This window comes from Streptococcus sanguinis SK49, assembly GCF_000212815.1.
GTDB classification, from domain to species: domain Bacteria; phylum Bacillota; class Bacilli; order Lactobacillales; family Streptococcaceae; genus Streptococcus; species Streptococcus sanguinis_C.
In genome coordinates, this window is record NZ_GL890985.1 from 778,081 (window position 1) to 792,747 (window position 14,667).

Sequence of the window (14,667 nt, forward strand, 5' to 3'; positions counted from 1 at the left end):
GAGGAGAATTTTATGTTTGCTGCATATAAAAAATTTTGGACACACTATGCTGATTTTTCGGGCCGTTCAAGTCGGTCAGACTATTGGTGGGCGTTTTTGTGTCACATGATTATCATCGTACCATTGTTTATCATTTTTTGGGCATCTGCTTTTGGAAGTATTCTTTCAGCCGCAGTTCAAGACTCAACTTATGGATATGAATCAGATCCATCAGCAATCTTGGCTGGAGCAGGATTCGCTGTAATCTTTATTTTCATCTTAATTCTATATGCTCTGGCAACTTTTGTACCTAATTTGGCTATCATTGTCCGTCGTTTACGTGATGCTGGTTATCATTGGGCTTTCCTTTTCTTGTATGTTGGTCCTTTTTTGCTATCATTTATTCCAGTTCTAAATATTATTGCAGGAATAGTATCTCTTCCATGTAGTATTGCTTTGATTGTTTTACTTTGTCAAGGATCTAAGCCTGAAATGGTTGGAAATTCATATGGTCAGCAATATGGCCAGCAAAACTTCCAAGGACAACAGTTTGGCCAACAGTCATACAATCAAGGTTTAAACTATGAAAAACAACCACAACAAGGTGGTTTCCAAGGACAACAGTTTGGTCAGCAATCACAACAAGGCGGTTTCCAAGGACAACAGTTTGGTCAGTCACAACAACCAGTTCAAAATCAACAGTTTGGCCAACAGTCACAGCAAGGTGGTTTCCAAGGACAACAATTTGGTCAACAACCACAGCAACCAGTCCAAAACCAATCATTTGGTCAACAACCACAACAACCAGTTCAAAATCAACCATTTGGCCAACAACCACAACAAGGTGGTTTCCAAGGACAACAGTTTGGTCAACAACCACAGCAACCTGTCCAAAACCAACCATTTGGCCAACAACCACAGCAAGGTGGTTTCCAAGATCAGCAATTTGGTCAACAGCCACAACAACCTGTTTCTGATCAAAGTCAGGCAGTGGAGCAAGCAGAACCAGTTCAAAATCCATTTACTGCTGAAACACCTGAGCAGTCAACACCTCAGGATTTTGGAACTCAAGCACCTGTTCAGGATAATCCTTTTGTTTCATCAGTTCAAGAGGAGCAAGCTTCTACACCAGCTGAAAACAGTGTAGAGGATACAACTGAAAACCAAGAATAAACAAAGAAGAGTTGGAATTTTTCCAGCTCTTTTTGTTCTGTCGCTCGCAGAAAATCTTGAACAGAACTGGACATTGATAGTTTTTTAGAACAAAGAAAAATGAAGCAAATAACAGTTTCTATTTATATAGCAGATCTATTCAAAAATTAGATTTTGTTTGCAAAGAAAATAACAGACTTTCCGACTCTTTTTTGTTACAATCAATACATGAATAAAATTGACAAGAAATATAAAGCAGGGGAGACTTTCGGTGTTAGCTATTGAGGAAATTAAAAAAATCACGCCAAGCAATCTTCCTGCTTTGACCATTTTGGCTGGGGATGATTTGGGGCAGTTTGAGTTGTTGAAAGAGCAGTTTCTCCGCCAGATTCAGTTTCAACCGAGTGATTTGAACACTGCTATTTTCGATATGAAAGAAGCAAACTATCAGGATGTGGAGTTGGACTTGGTCAGTCTGCCTTTTTTTGCGGATGAAAAAATCGTGATTTTGGACCATTTTGCTGATTTGACAACAGCTAAGAAGCGCTATCTGACTGATGAAGAACTCAAATCTTTTGAAAATTATCTGGAAAATCCAGCGGATACAACTCGTCTGGTTATCTTCGCAGAAGGTAAGTTGGATAGCAAGCGCCGTCTGGTTAAACTACTGAAACGGGACGGGAAAATTTTTGAGGCTGCAGAACTCAAGGAAGCAGATTTACGGGCTTATTTCAGCAAGGAAGCGCAGGCAGAAGGATTACAATTTGCTCCGACAGCTTTCGATCAGTTGCTGCTGAAATCAGGTTTTCAGTTCAGTGAAGTCAGTAAAAACTTAGCTTTTTTGAAAGGTTATAAAGAGTCTGGTCAGATTGGTTTAGAAGACATTGCCGAGGCCATTCCCAAGACTCTTCAGGACAATATTTTTGACCTGACCCAGCTGATTTTGCAGCAGAAGATTGATGAAGCAAGAAGTTTGGTACGAGATTTGACTCTTCAAGGTGAGGATGAGATCAAGCTTATTGCTATTATGCTGGGGCAGTTTCGTATCTTTACGCAGGTTAAGGTTTTAGCGGAAAATGGCAGAGCTGAGAGTCAGATTGTGTCTGATTTGTCCGACTATCTAGGCCGCAAGGTCAATCCTTATCAAGTCAAGTTTGCTTTAAAGGATGCTCACTCGCTGAGTTTAGCCTTTCTTAAAAAGACCATGGCCTGTCTGATTGAAACAGATTACCAAATTAAATCGGGGCTGTATGATAAAGATTACCTGTTTGATTTGGCTCTGCTCAAGATTGCGACGGGTGAGTTACAAGCAAAATAGTTGAAAAATTCTAATGATTGCGTTATCATTTTTATAATCATATAGAAAAAGAGGTCTATCAAATGGCAATTATCTTACCTGATCTTCCTTACGCTTACGATGCTTTGGAGCCTTACATTGATGAAGAAACAATGCACTTGCATCATGACAAGCACCACAATACCTATGTAACGAATGTTAATGCTGCGCTTGAAAAACATCCTGAAATTGGTGAAGACTTGGAAAAATTATTGGCTGATGTGGAGTCTATCCCAGCTGATATCCGTCAAGCAGTCATCAACAACGGTGGTGGTCATCTTAACCACGCTCTTTTCTGGGAATTGATGACACCAGCAGAAACATCACCATCTGCAGAGTTGGCAGCGGATATCGAAGCTACTTTTGGATCATTTGAAGACTTCAAAGCAGCTTTCACTGCAGCAGCTACAACTCGTTTTGGTTCTGGCTGGGCTTGGTTGGTTGTCAATAAAGAAGGCAAGTTGGAAGTAACTTCAACAGCAAATCAGGATACTCCTATTTCAGAAGGTAAAACTCCAATCTTGGGACTGGATGTTTGGGAACATGCTTACTATGTGAAATACCGCAATCTTCGTCCGAACTACATCCAAGCTTTCTTCTCAGTTATTAACTGGAAAAAGGTTGACGAACTTTACGCTGCTGCTAAATAAACAGGCAGTTTCAATAGATAAAAAGGCGAATCGATTAGAGATTTGTCTTTTTTGATGTTTAAAAGGACTTTTTTAAGATTTGTCTTGTTATTTGTCCTATATTCTTTTATAATACAAATGCTAGGAGAAATATTTTGAGTAAAAAAATTGTAACGATTATCGTAGCTGTCCTTTCTTGTCTTTGTCTGTTGGGCTTCATCTTTCTTTTTGTGACAGAACGGAATAAGGCTATCGAAAAGAAATCGCAAGAAGCCGCCAAACTTGTAAACTATGGCGAGCAAGAACAGGAAGAAGAGAAAGTCAAGTCTGATTCCAAACTAGTTGAAGAAAAGCCGAAGCCTGTTGAGAAAAATTCAGAAGAGAAGCAGAAGGTCATGGAGGCGGACGGCCCGACTATGGATGCTTTGGGGCTGCGATTTGACTATGCAAATTTGGATTTGACTCAGGTCATTCAGGCTTATATGACTGAAATGGGAATTGAACCCTCCCAGGTTGCATTTTCATATAAGGATTTGACGACTGGCAAGACCTTTGCAATGAATGATACCCAGCCTATGACTGCGGGATCAACCTATAAGCTCCCTCTCAATATGCTGGTAGTAGATGAGGTTGCTGCCGGCAAACTTTCTATGGACGAGCGGTTTGATATTACCAATACAAACTATGAATATAGGGGCGAGCATGATAACTATGTTGGTGCTTTCAACGGTGCTATGAGAATATCAGACATGCAGGAATATTCCTTGGTTTATTCTGAAAATACTCCAGCCTACGCTTTAGCAGAGCGTCTAGGCGGCATGGAAAAGGCCTATGATATGTTTAGTCGCTACGGTCAGTCCAAGGCTGATATTAAGACGATCAGCCGTGAGAATAATAAGACCACGACGGACTACTATATTCAGGTCCTTGAGTATTTGTCTAAAAATCAGGAAAAGTACAAGGATATCCTTTATTATATAGGCGAATCCTTCCCAGGTGAATACTATAAGCGCTATCTGCGTGACATTACCATCTATCAAAAGCCTGGATATGTTCGTGAGGCGCTCAATGTGGATGCATTAGTTATGGAAGAGAAGCCCTATATTATAGCTCTCTATACGGCTTATTTAGGTGGTAGCACCGAGGCCAGTGATGAGATCAGTGGTGTCGGAATTGAGCAAGTTGGTCAGTTAGCCTACGTCATTAATGAATGGCATCGGGTTAATATGAACTAAGAGCAATCTAGTCTAGACAGGCTAGATTTTTTGATAGCTATTTAGAAAAAAACCAAAATACCTCTTGCTTTTTTGAAAGAGAAGTGTTACAATCTATTTAGAAGATGTTCTAATTACTTCATTCTGCTCTGTTTAATTAGTCACTGAGCAATTTTTTATAAAAGCTATTTAGAAAAAATTCTAAATTTCTCTACTCAAAAAGGAGGAAAAATGAAGAAAGCAAGAAACTCAATCCTACTAACCGTAGTAGGTCTAGTGACGGGTCTATCCATTTGGCTGGCTGTTTTTTCCTGGGTGCTCTATAAAAATAAGGACGACCTGCAAAAAATATCCAATCAAAAACATTTTTAAATACAAAATAGGCAATCTAGTTTTTCTAGACTAGATTTTTTAATCCAGAGTATTTAGAAACAAATCGAAATACCTAAGAAGGATTAGATTGCTTCGTTTCGTACTCTTTATTTAGAAAATTTTCTAAATAGATAGATAAAGGAGAAAAGATGAAAAGAGGATTACTTTTATTGCTTATAGGCTTGCTCACGGTTTTATCCGTCTGCTGGGCAATTCCGTCTTGGATCGTTTTCAAAAATAGACGAAAATTGGAAGGAAAAATTAAATGTTGAAAGAAATTTTACGGAAATACCGCGCTTCTTATCTGGGTGCGACTATCTTTAGCATTGGAGCAACGATTTTTATCACTTTGTTTTCTTTGCAGCTGGGAGTTGTTGTGGACAGTGCGCAGAAGGCTCATTCTAACTTGCTTGGACAATTCTTTATCTGCCTTTTTTGCACTTGTGCTTGGTCTCTTTGCAGCTTGCTGGCTATTTGGTTCAAGAACAATCATAATAAGCAAGTCTTGGAAGAAGTCAAAACGAGGCTTTTCCATTCTTTTTATGACAAGAATTTGCATGACAAGGCTTCCGAGCAGGAAAATAGCTATCTCAACACAACGACCAAGAATATGGATATTTACCAAGAGAATTACTTGACCCCGCGCTGTGATATTGTGGCTGCCTTTTCTTCAGTTTTTATCAGTACACTGGCTATTTTTTGGATTGAATGGCGCATGGCTCTGGGCTTTATTCTCATTTCTTTTTTGACCATGGCTGCGTCACAAATTCCAGGGATATTGATGCGCAAGGCGACAGCGAATTTCACTCAGAAAAGCAATTACTTTTTGAAGCAAGTCACCAATTTTTTGGAAGGCTTTGAGCAAATCAAACTTTTGCAAATCCAAAAAAGGGTGGTTGAGCACCTGTCTAGCAGCAACAGCGACTTTGAGCAAGCCAGAAAAAGCTATAATGCGGCTAAGGAGGGTGCTGTGACTCTGATGATGTTCTTTAGCTTTCTGTCTCAGATATTTTGTATGTCTCTGGGGATTTGGTTTGTCAGCCAAGGGTCTCTGACCATTGGGGCTTTGATTGCCAGTGTTCAGCTTTTGAACTTTGTCTTCACTCCTTTGCAGCTTTTTATCAATAACAAAAATCTCATGAGCACGGTCAAGGATATTGAGAATGATTTTGATGCTAAGTTGGCTAAGAAAGAAGTGGAGCCCGCTCAAAATCTGACCGAAACGATTGATAGGATTGATTTTGAACATCTCGGTCTGGAGTTGGGCGACAAGGCTCTCTTTCAGGATTTTTCTTATCAGTTTGCCAAGGACAAGCACTATGCTATTATCGGCGAGTCTGGTCGGGGCAAGTCGACCTTGATGAAGCTCTTGCTCAATTATTTTGATAGCAAGGACTACGCTGGTCAAATCATGGTCAATGGTCAAGCGGTCAGCCAGCTAGCAAGCGACAGTCTCTATCAGAAAATCGCCTTTATCCAAAAGAATGACTTTTTTATCGAGGGAAGTGTGGCGGACAATATCGCGCTATACAGAGATATAAATGCACCTGACCAAACTTTCTTGTACCAAAGTCTGCATTTTAATGAGGCTTTCTTGAGCAAGAAGCTGGATTTGGAGCGGCAGGAAGTTTCCTATGGTGAAAAGCAGCGGATTGATTTGGCGCGTTTCTTGGTTAAGGATTATGATGTGCTGATTTTTGATGAGCCGACCAGTAATCTTGACCCGAGCTTGGCGGCGGAAGTCATGGACTATATCTTGTCCATCAAGGACCGCATTGTTATCGTTATTACTCATAATCAAGGCAGGGCACTCTTAGACCGCTTTGATGACTGTCTGGAATTATAAAAGGAGGAAAGAAAATGAAATTAAAATGGAAAGAATTAGTGGCAAGCCTAATCGTTATTTGGCTACCGCTTATCTACGCTTTGTCAATCTATGCAGACCTATCTCAGCTAATCAGAGGGCATTTGCCCTATAGCGGTCTAGGCATGCCCAAGCAAGTCTTTATCTGGTTTCTGCCAGTTCTCTTGAGTGTAATTCAACTGATTGTTTGCTACACGACGACTATTAAAGAGATTATCGACAAGCAATTTGTCCATTTCCTTTACTGGCTGGTTCCCTTTATCAATGCCGTAGTTTATATCAGCGTTCTTCTTTATGGGCTCAATCCGGCTTTTCCGGTATTTAAGGTCAATGGGATTATGTCTGCAATCATCCTTAATGCTGTCAGCTACTTCCTCACGAGAAAAATAGTGGCAGACCAAGAGCCGGCTCCACGCGTTTTAGCTTATATCTTCGGAGGAGTTGGCTCAATCCTGTTTCTGGTCAGCTTCTTCCTCTTTTAAAATAGCAATCTGATAGGAAAGGAGAAAATCATGTTTCATATTTTTACTTTTGTTAAAATGCTTTTATTCTTTATCTTTGGCTGGATCTGGCTCCTTCTCGGTCTACTCAGTTTGCTCTTTCTTTTTCCTTTTTAAGTGAAGGAAATATAGAAAATAATGATTGGAGATCATCATGAAATCATCATTTTTGAAAAGCACTGTGGCGCTGGTAACGTGTGGCTTGCTAGCTTTTGGAGCAGCCCACGCTTACGCCGACCAGCAAAAATTGCCGTCAGGCACGTCTTACGACCAAATCGGTCAGAAGATTGAAAATTACTACCAAGAACACGAAAAAACCAGCGCAGGACTGGCAACAACGGTCTTTGACAAAGACGGCAATACTCTCTATCAAAAGAACTTCGGCTATACGGACAAGGAAAAGAAGCTAGCGGTGGATGACAAGTCGGTCTTCGAGTGGGGTTCAACCACCAAAATCACCGTCTGGGTCAGCGTCATGCAGCTTTGGGAGGAGGGCAAGATTGACCTGAAAACGGACATCAGGGAGTATCTGCCCCAAAATCTCCTAAAAAATCTCAAATACGACAAGCCCATTACCATGCTGGATCTCATGAACCACCAAGCGGGCTTTGAAGATTACCCTTTGTATATAGGCTCCGACAAGGATTTAGGAGCATTGATGAAAAAAACTCCGTCTCAGATTTATGAGCCGGGGACGGTGACATCCTATTCAAACTATGGAACAGCGCTGGCGGGCTATATCGTGGAGCGCATTAGCGGGCAATCCTTTGCCGACTATGTCCACGAGCATATTTTCCAGCCCTTGGGTATGAAACACACCGCACTCAAACCTGATTTATCAGATAATGTATTTGTACAAAAACAGCGGGAGAAGGAGAAAACTTATGATACAAATGGAGACTTACTAAAAGGCGACCAACCCTTTGTTCTTGGAGAATATCCAGCGGGGCGGGCAACAGGAACATTTGCCGACATCAAGAAATTTGCCCAAGCCCTCCTGCAAAAGGAGAAGCTCTTTAAAAGGGCAGAGACTTGGGAGAATTTTTACAGCGCTAGCCATACTTATCCGGGTACAGATATTCCCGTCAATGCTCACGGACTTTGGGTGACGGAGTTTGAAAACACCAGAACTTTTGGGCACGGGGGAAACTCACCAGGCTTTACGACCAGCCTCTTGCTTGATTTGAAGTCAGGGATTGGCTCAGTCGTTACAGTCAATCAAAGAAATGAGTTTCATTTCGCTCTTAGCATGCCTGACCTCATTTACGGTAAGAAAAAAGAAGCCTCAAAGGCAGCTCAAAAGGACTTTCAAGCTGGTTTTTACCGCGAAGCGCGTATTTATAGTGGAGGTCCCCTATCTATATTTAGGGTTTTCAAGTCGACTAGCTATCTAACTAACCCTTCTGAAAATGCGGCTATCAAAGACTATTTTGGTTTTTGGACGGCAGGAGAAAGAGGAGGGCACTATATTCTGAACCTGCCTATTTCAGATAGGACAAAGCTGCCCTTGTTGGATGTTATCAAAGATTATGGTAGTTTATTACTCGCTGGGCTTGCCGCACTGTATGTCGCCCTTTGCTATCTCAGCGGTATTTTGGCAAAATTGTATCGTTTGCTCACTAGGAAAAACAAGGGAACAGGTTCGGTTTTCTGGTCTAGTTGGCATTATCTGACTGGCTTCCTTATTCTTTGGGCTTTTCGTAATTTGTTCTCATTTTTCTCAATTATTCTCGCGAAAAATTCTTTCGATCTCGCTGGTTTGACGGGGCATTTCCAACTGTTTGCCTTGCTTGCTGTGGTCTTGCTGATTAGTGCTTTTCTTCCCTATCTGCCCTTCTTCAAAGCGAGGTTGAAGCAAGGGAATAAGTACCTCACGCTAGCAACTAGCTCCGTCGCTTTTATCATCGCTTTTAATATTTTCTATTGGTCGCTATACCAATGGTGGACTTTATAATTTTACAAATGACAGAAAGGAGCATTTTATATGCAAAACACAATTTCAACTTCAACCATTAAAAGGTTTCTAGCATGGGCGTTTGGGCTCGCTTGGCCAGGTATGCTAGTCATAGCTTACTTTTATGCGATCAATCAGAAACTTGTCGGTAACATTTTATCCGCAAGTGTGGTAATGTTCGCCCCTATGGTGGCTGCTTTTTTGGCTAAAGCTCCTGTAAAGTCTATCGGCTGGAAATTGAAGCTCGCCAGTAAATGGCGCGATTACTTAGCCTGCTGGTTAGCCATTTGTAGCATTGAACTTGGCGGCGCACTTGTCTATTTTGCTGTCTTTCCGCAGCATTTGGCTTTTGCCCTGAACCCACAAGTCGCCCTTCAAATTTTAATGATTCTTACGGTCTTAACTCTAGCCATCAGTCTTTCTGGCTTGGGCGAGGAAGTTGGCTGGCGGGGTATTCTCTATCCTTATTTGAAAGGGCGCTACGGACGGACTAAGGGACGCATCATTGGTGGTCTCATCTGGGCTATTTGGCATTTTCCTGTCAATATGATTGGAGCAGGGACGCTGGGTGAGCGTTTCTTAAATTTAATTCCCTATTATATCATGGCTATTTCTTTTGGGATTATCCTTGATATTTACTATGTACGTAGCAAAACCATTTGGCTGCCAGCCTTTGGACATGGGGTCATTGATGCCGTTGCCATGATAACTACCGTTTTCACTGTTAGTGGGGTAGAAACGTTTAAATTCCTTGGTCCTGGTCCAACTGGACTTTTTAGCGCTCTCATTGCTCTTGTCATTGCCGTTTGGCTGACCAAGCGCGAAGAGAGAGAAAGTCAGCAGGGGATTTCTTAATCTTTTTTAGGTGATTTTTCTACCACTTACTAGCGCAATCTAACCACTTACCAAAAAGAGCTTGATTTGGTGTACTTCTTTTATTAGGATAAGGGTGTAGGGGAAAATACACCTTAAGGAGGTCACACATGACACATACTTATCAAAAGACAGCCCATCGCTCTAGTCTGGAAATCTTGCAAGAAGAAGCAGGGGCAAAAAATTGGTGGCTGAGCCTGCCGCTGGCTTTTCTTGCGATTGCTGCGGGAAGCCTCATCAGCAGAGCTTTGTCCCAATGGCTCTTGCTGCCGAGCATGACGGACGCCAATCGCTTACTGATAGGCATCGTTTCTTTATCCGTCTTTTTAGGTAGCAGTTTACTCATCATTCTCTTCGTCGCTAAATTTTGGGAGCGGCGCAGCCTTGCCAGTTTTGGACTTTGGAAGGAAAAATTAGGGTTCAATCTGCTGCTTGGTACAGCACTGGGTTTCTTCTTAGTCCTTCTGGCTGTGGGCTTCAATCTGCTCGGCGGACAGCTCCACATTCAAGTCGAAAAGCAGTTCAATCTAGGAATTTGGCTCTTTTTCCTGGTCAATTTCTTCTTTCAGGCGCTGGCTGAAGAGATGATTTACCGCGGCTTTGTCATGAACAAACTCCGCACCAAGCTGGACTTGCTACCGGCTGTCCTGCTCAACTCCCTGCTCTTTGCAGTTATCCACATTTTTAAAGGTGGAACGCCCGTCCTTTATATCCTCAATGTCTTTCTGACCGGGATTTTCCTTTCCCTCCTTTTTGCACTGACGGACAATCTCTGGCTGGTCATAGCGCTGCATGCGGCTAATAACATGATTTATCTAGGTGTCTTTGGAGTGATTGGGACGGGCAACAATCTCCAGCACGGTAGTTTCTTACAGACGACTTTGACCAGTCAAGCCAACAGTTTCTTAGCAGGAACGCCAAGCGAACCTCTATCAGGCGGGCTGATAGCAGTCATCGTTATGGCGCTGGCTGCTCTTCTCACCGCCTATCTAGCCAAGAAAAAGCAAGTGTTTAGCTAAGCCCTCCTTGTCTTTTATCCTCAAAAACAGTATAATGGAGAAAAGAATTTGAAAGTTCTCTAAATAGTTTTAGGAGGATTGCTGGCAGAAAATCTTGTCCGTTTGAGTAGCGCCTTGCTTACATTTGTAGGAGCCATGACTTATCTAGAGCTAGTTGCTTTATTTGTCCTTAGCTAGAAATCAATTTTAAGAGGTATCAAAATTGGGAATTAGTGAAACCATGAAAGCCCTAGCTGATCCAGTTCGGCGGGAAATATTAGAAATATTAAAAAAAGGTCCTAAGTCGGCTGGTGAAATCGCTCAAGTCTTCGATTTGACGGGAGCGACGGTATCCTACCATTTGTCCCAGTTGAAAAAAGCGGGGCTCATCTATGAAGAACGGCAGAAAAATTACATTTACTACCATTTAGATGCCACGGTTTTTGAGGAAATTTTGGTCTGGATTGCCGCGCTAGGAGGGAAAAATAATGAAAACGAAACTGAGAAATAACCTTAGGGAATTGCTGCTGACTTTCTTGGTTATTTGGCTGCCACTTGCTTATGCCTTATGGATTTATCCTAGTTTGCCAGAGAATATTAGGATCAATTTCGTGTCGCTGATTAGCCCGACATTTGAGTATGCACCCAAATTTCTCTTTATCTGGGGTCTGCCAATCTTTATGACTTTGATACAGCTGATTGTTTATGGGGCAACGGCTTACCGAGAAATCACCAAGCCCGCTTTTGCCCGCTTCGTCCTTTGGATTGTTCCTTTGAACCATATTGCTGTCTATCTTTCCATTCTATTTTATGCTCTTGATTCCCACTTCAACATTAATAAAATTGCAGCGATTATTTTTGGGGTGATGTTTCTAATTTCTGGGAATTATATGCCTAAGAAAGTGGTGGTGGAAGAAAAACCAGCGCCGCGTTGGCTAGCCTACCTCTTTATCCTAGTCGGATTGACAGCCGTACTAGTGGGACTCTTTCTTTTGTAAATCAAGTGAAAACAAAGGACTCTTTGTCAACTGTAGTGGGTTGATGAGAAGTTATAATCTGGAGAGGACTAAATCAGTCCTCTCCTTTTTGATGTTCAAAGCGATGATTTCTTTATGAGTTCCAGCATCTAGAACATCCAAGATTATGATGTTAGGGTCTTTTATTCCCAGTAAGTTTGTGATAAAATTGAACTGTTCCATAAGAGTCTTTCTAATGATGGTTTTGTCGCTTTTCATTATAGGTCTTATGGGACTTTTTTTCTACAACAAATAGGCTCCATCATTCCTACAGTGGTTTTACCCACTACAGAAATTATAGAGCCGTTTTTTATTGCAGTAGAGCTTGATGATTTTTAGATTGAAGTTATTTAGAAAAAATTCAAAATAGATTTGACAGAAAGAAAGGAAAGATGTATAATCTATTTAGAAAAAAACCAAAACAGTTTAGGAGAAAAAACGATGATTTCCATTCATATCTTGATTGCTATGCTGCTGATTTTAGGGACAGTCCTTGTTCCTTTAGTTTATTTTAAAAAGACCAAGCACATTTCTCTATTAGTCTTTCTTTTAGGGGGAGTCGGTTTTTATTTATCGAGTCAAGTTCTGGAAAATATTTTGCATCGTATCGTTTTACAGCCTCAGGCTGATGGAACTATCGCTTTGCAGACGGAAAATCCTTGGCTATACGTTCTTTATGCTGTTGCTGCGGCAGCTATTTTTGAAGAAACAGCCCGCTGGGTCATCTTTTACTGGCTGCAAAAGAAGCGTCCACTGACCTTTAGGGATGGTGTGGCCTATGGCTTGGGGCATGGTGGTATTGAGGCTTTGTTTGTTGGCATTGTCAGTCTCTTAAACTTTTGGGTTATAGCTCAGGTAGTGACTCAGGGGAATGCCCAGACGCTGGCTCAAATTCCTCAAGCAGTTATTGACAATGTCCGTTCCATGAGTGCTGGCAGCATCTATCTTTTGGCTCTTGAGCGGATCTTGGCTATTCTCATCCAAATTTTGCTGACCTTCTGGGTTTGGAAGGCAGTCAAGGAGAAGGCTCCAGTGTATTTTTTAGCCGCTCTGGGACTTCACGCCCTGATTGACTTAGCGCCTGCTCTGGCTCAGGTAGGCTTTCTTCCGCCACTGGCTGTTGAGGCTCTGCTCTTAGTAGAAGTAGTGGCACTAGTCTTTCTGACCAAGAAAATTTTGAAAGTTTACCTGAAGGAAAGGTTCAATCATGGGCATCAGTCAAACGCTTAAAGCCCTAGCTGACCCAGTTCGAAGGGGGATTCTGGAAATGCTCAAGCATGGTCCGAAGTCTGCTGGGGAGATTGCTCAAGCTTTTGAGCTGACTCCTGCGACGGTATCCTACCACCTCTCTCAGCTAAAGAAAGCCGGTCTGCTCATAGAAGAAAAGCAGAAGAACTTTATTTATTACAGCTTAGATGTCACTGTTTTTGAAGAAATTCTTGTCTGGTTTCAATCTCTTGGAGGAGGAAACGAAAATGAAAAAAAATAGTTTACAAGAATTAGGTTGGGCGCTTGGCGTCATGCTCTTGCCAGTTTTATATGCCATCTGGGTCTATCAAACATTACCAGAAAACTTGGCTATTCACTTTGACTTATCTGGAAAAGGAAATGCTTTTTTACCTAAGTTTTTAGTAGTTTCGGCTTTTCCAATTGTCATGATGCTGCTAGAAGTTATGATCTATTGGACAACCATTGCCAAAGATATCTTAAATAGAACCTTTAAGCACCTTATTCGCTGGATATTTCCTTTTACCTTTGTTTCGCTGTATCTAGCTACCATTTATCGGGGTTTAAATGAGAGTTTTGATGTGCGTAAAATAGCAACTATGCTAGTTGCTTTGGTTTTCATAATTGTAGGCAATTACTTGCCCAAAAAAGTACAAGCTGACAGAAATTCCATGAATAGAAAATGGGCACACCTCTTTGTTTTGTTAGGATTTCTTACTTTTATAGTCAGCATTTTCTATTTGTAAGCGGATTTATGCTATAATGGTATCAAGTATCAAATAAAAGGGTTATCATGATTACCAAGGAGCATTATCAATTTATCCGGCAGCACCCTGCCTTTGTCAATCTGCCAGTGGAGCTTTTCGATAAATTAGCAGTGGAGATTCAGTATCGCAAGATTCCAAAAGGGCAAATTATCTTTTTTGCAGGAGACCGACGTGAGCGACTTTTTCTCTTATCTCAAGGTTATGTGCGGATTGAGCAATATGATTCGACGGACACATTTTCTTATATGGATTATGTCAAGAAAAACAGTGTTTTCCCCTATGGAGGTATGTTTTTTGATGAGTGCTACCATTATACAGCCAGCGCTGTCACCAATGTCGAATATTTCTCCATTCCTATTGATTTATTTGAAGAATATTCTAAGAAGAGTGTGGATCAGCTTTTGTTTATTACCAAGCGGTTGTCGCAAATCTTGGAATTTCAGGAACTTCGTCTGCGTAATGTTGTAGCAGCCAGTGCCAGCGAGCGTGTGGTTCAGTCCTTGTCTCTACTCTGCATGGATTTGTGCAAAGTGGAAGATAGCCTGCCCTTTCCTATCAGTATGAAAGAGTTGGCAAAACTAGGAGCCACGACTCGGGAAACGGTCAATCAAGTTCTGAAAAAGCTCTTGGATGAAGGTCGGATTGAATACCAACATAAAAAATTAACTTTTAAAGAGAAAGAGTATTTCATGAAATACCTTGCTGGAAGCTAATCGGTTCTGATTGGCTTCTTTTTTGCTTATGAATTCAAAATATTCTAATATTAACCGTGTACTAATTTTATTT

At 41.3% G+C, this 14,667-nt stretch carries 16 protein-coding genes; all 16 read left to right on the forward strand.

What is annotated here, in order from left to right:
* The first annotated feature begins 12 nt into the window (after positions 1-12).
* The 16 genes from HMPREF9380_RS11400 to HMPREF9380_RS07040 all read left to right on the forward strand — a co-directional run bounded on the left by HMPREF9380_RS11400 (position 13) and on the right by HMPREF9380_RS07040 (position 14,594).
* The gene (locus HMPREF9380_RS11400) at positions 13-1,152 is read left to right on the forward strand and encodes a DUF805 domain-containing protein (protein WP_002932835.1); all 1,140 of its coding nucleotides are present in this window, start codon (positions 13-15) and stop codon (positions 1,150-1,152) included.
* Between the two features lie 250 nt (positions 1,153-1,402).
* Positions 1,403-2,449: a DNA polymerase III subunit delta gene (gene holA / locus HMPREF9380_RS07110; protein WP_002932836.1), complete on the forward strand. Its 1,047-nt coding sequence runs from the start codon at positions 1,403-1,405 to the stop codon at positions 2,447-2,449.
* 62 nt (positions 2,450-2,511) lie between these two features.
* Positions 2,512-3,117 carry a superoxide dismutase SodA gene (gene sodA, locus HMPREF9380_RS07105; RefSeq protein ID WP_002896081.1) on the forward strand — a complete coding sequence of 202 codons (606 nt, stop codon included), beginning with the start codon at positions 2,512-2,514 and terminating at the stop codon, positions 3,115-3,117.
* Positions 3,118-3,251: 134 nt separating this feature from the next.
* Positions 3,252-4,331 carry a serine hydrolase gene (locus tag HMPREF9380_RS07100; RefSeq protein ID WP_002932838.1) on the forward strand — a complete coding sequence of 360 codons (1,080 nt, stop codon included), beginning with the start codon at positions 3,252-3,254 and terminating at the stop codon, positions 4,329-4,331.
* Positions 4,332-4,541: 210 nt separating this feature from the next.
* Positions 4,542-4,682 (forward strand): hypothetical protein, encoded by a 141-nt coding sequence (locus HMPREF9380_RS11905; RefSeq protein ID WP_002897970.1) that lies wholly within the window; start codon positions 4,542-4,544, stop codon positions 4,680-4,682.
* Between the two features lie 265 nt (positions 4,683-4,947).
* Complete coding sequence (locus HMPREF9380_RS07095; protein WP_002932841.1) at positions 4,948-6,528, forward strand: ATP-binding cassette domain-containing protein; 1,581 nt, start codon at positions 4,948-4,950, stop codon at positions 6,526-6,528.
* A 14-nt stretch (positions 6,529-6,542) separates the two neighbouring features.
* Positions 6,543-7,028 carry a hypothetical protein gene (locus HMPREF9380_RS07090; protein WP_002932842.1) on the forward strand — a complete coding sequence of 162 codons (486 nt, stop codon included), beginning with the start codon at positions 6,543-6,545 and terminating at the stop codon, positions 7,026-7,028.
* A 172-nt stretch (positions 7,029-7,200) separates the two neighbouring features.
* The gene (locus HMPREF9380_RS07085; RefSeq protein ID WP_002932843.1) at positions 7,201-9,000 is read left to right on the forward strand and encodes a serine hydrolase domain-containing protein; all 1,800 of its coding nucleotides are present in this window, start codon (positions 7,201-7,203) and stop codon (positions 8,998-9,000) included.
* Between the two features lie 30 nt (positions 9,001-9,030).
* The gene (locus HMPREF9380_RS07080) at positions 9,031-9,855 is read left to right on the forward strand and encodes a CPBP family intramembrane glutamic endopeptidase (RefSeq protein ID WP_002932844.1); all 825 of its coding nucleotides are present in this window, start codon (positions 9,031-9,033) and stop codon (positions 9,853-9,855) included.
* A 128-nt stretch (positions 9,856-9,983) separates the two neighbouring features.
* Complete coding sequence (locus HMPREF9380_RS07075; protein WP_002932845.1) at positions 9,984-10,892, forward strand: CPBP family intramembrane glutamic endopeptidase; 909 nt, start codon at positions 9,984-9,986, stop codon at positions 10,890-10,892.
* 202 nt (positions 10,893-11,094) lie between these two features.
* Positions 11,095-11,382, forward strand: a complete 288-nt coding sequence (locus HMPREF9380_RS07070) for an autorepressor SdpR family transcription factor (RefSeq protein ID WP_002897962.1) — start codon at positions 11,095-11,097, stop codon at positions 11,380-11,382.
* Complete coding sequence (locus HMPREF9380_RS07065) at positions 11,360-11,869, forward strand: SdpI family protein (protein ID WP_002932846.1); 510 nt, start codon at positions 11,360-11,362, stop codon at positions 11,867-11,869. The genes HMPREF9380_RS07070 and HMPREF9380_RS07065 overlap by 23 nt, the downstream gene beginning before the upstream one ends.
* 459 nt (positions 11,870-12,328) lie before the next feature.
* Positions 12,329-13,117, forward strand: coding sequence for a YhfC family glutamic-type intramembrane protease (locus HMPREF9380_RS07055; RefSeq protein WP_002932847.1), 789 nt, complete (start codon positions 12,329-12,331; stop codon positions 13,115-13,117).
* Positions 13,095-13,376, forward strand: coding sequence for an autorepressor SdpR family transcription factor (locus HMPREF9380_RS07050; RefSeq protein WP_002896078.1), 282 nt, complete (start codon positions 13,095-13,097; stop codon positions 13,374-13,376). Before HMPREF9380_RS07055 ends, HMPREF9380_RS07050 begins: the two co-directional genes overlap by 23 nt.
* On the forward strand, positions 13,363-13,860 hold the full coding sequence (locus HMPREF9380_RS07045) for a DUF1648 domain-containing protein (RefSeq protein ID WP_002932849.1): 498 nt from the start codon (positions 13,363-13,365) through the stop codon (positions 13,858-13,860). The genes HMPREF9380_RS07050 and HMPREF9380_RS07045 overlap by 14 nt, the downstream gene beginning before the upstream one ends.
* Positions 13,861-13,907: 47 nt before the next feature.
* Positions 13,908-14,594 carry a Crp/Fnr family transcriptional regulator gene (locus HMPREF9380_RS07040; RefSeq protein ID WP_002932851.1) on the forward strand — a complete coding sequence of 229 codons (687 nt, stop codon included), beginning with the start codon at positions 13,908-13,910 and terminating at the stop codon, positions 14,592-14,594.
* Positions 14,595-14,667 lie beyond the last annotated feature (73 nt).

What these genes read in the sequence shown, in the direction of transcription:
- HMPREF9380_RS07095 (WP_002932841.1), top strand. Translation starts at nt 4,948, where the DNA reads ATGTTGAAAGAAATTTTACGGAAATACCGCGCTTCTTATCTGGGTGCG.
- HMPREF9380_RS07075 (WP_002932845.1), top strand. Translation starts at nt 9,984, where the DNA reads ATGACACATACTTATCAAAAGACAGCCCATCGCTCTAGTCTGGAAATC.
- HMPREF9380_RS11400 (WP_002932835.1), top strand. Translation starts at nt 13, where the DNA reads ATGTTTGCTGCATATAAAAAATTTTGGACACACTATGCTGATTTTTCG.
- HMPREF9380_RS11905 (WP_002897970.1), top strand. Translation starts at nt 4,542, where the DNA reads ATGAAGAAAGCAAGAAACTCAATCCTACTAACCGTAGTAGGTCTAGTG.
- HMPREF9380_RS07050 (WP_002896078.1), top strand. Translation starts at nt 13,095, where the DNA reads ATGGGCATCAGTCAAACGCTTAAAGCCCTAGCTGACCCAGTTCGAAGG.
- HMPREF9380_RS07065 (WP_002932846.1), top strand. Translation starts at nt 11,360, where the DNA reads ATGAAAACGAAACTGAGAAATAACCTTAGGGAATTGCTGCTGACTTTC.
- HMPREF9380_RS07085 (WP_002932843.1), top strand. Translation starts at nt 7,201, where the DNA reads ATGAAATCATCATTTTTGAAAAGCACTGTGGCGCTGGTAACGTGTGGC.
- HMPREF9380_RS07040 (WP_002932851.1), top strand. Translation starts at nt 13,908, where the DNA reads ATGATTACCAAGGAGCATTATCAATTTATCCGGCAGCACCCTGCCTTT.
- sodA (WP_002896081.1), top strand. Translation starts at nt 2,512, where the DNA reads ATGGCAATTATCTTACCTGATCTTCCTTACGCTTACGATGCTTTGGAG.
- HMPREF9380_RS07055 (WP_002932847.1), top strand. Translation starts at nt 12,329, where the DNA reads ATGATTTCCATTCATATCTTGATTGCTATGCTGCTGATTTTAGGGACA.
- HMPREF9380_RS07045 (WP_002932849.1), top strand. Translation starts at nt 13,363, where the DNA reads ATGAAAAAAAATAGTTTACAAGAATTAGGTTGGGCGCTTGGCGTCATG.
- HMPREF9380_RS07090 (WP_002932842.1), top strand. Translation starts at nt 6,543, where the DNA reads ATGAAATTAAAATGGAAAGAATTAGTGGCAAGCCTAATCGTTATTTGG.
- HMPREF9380_RS07080 (WP_002932844.1), top strand. Translation starts at nt 9,031, where the DNA reads ATGCAAAACACAATTTCAACTTCAACCATTAAAAGGTTTCTAGCATGG.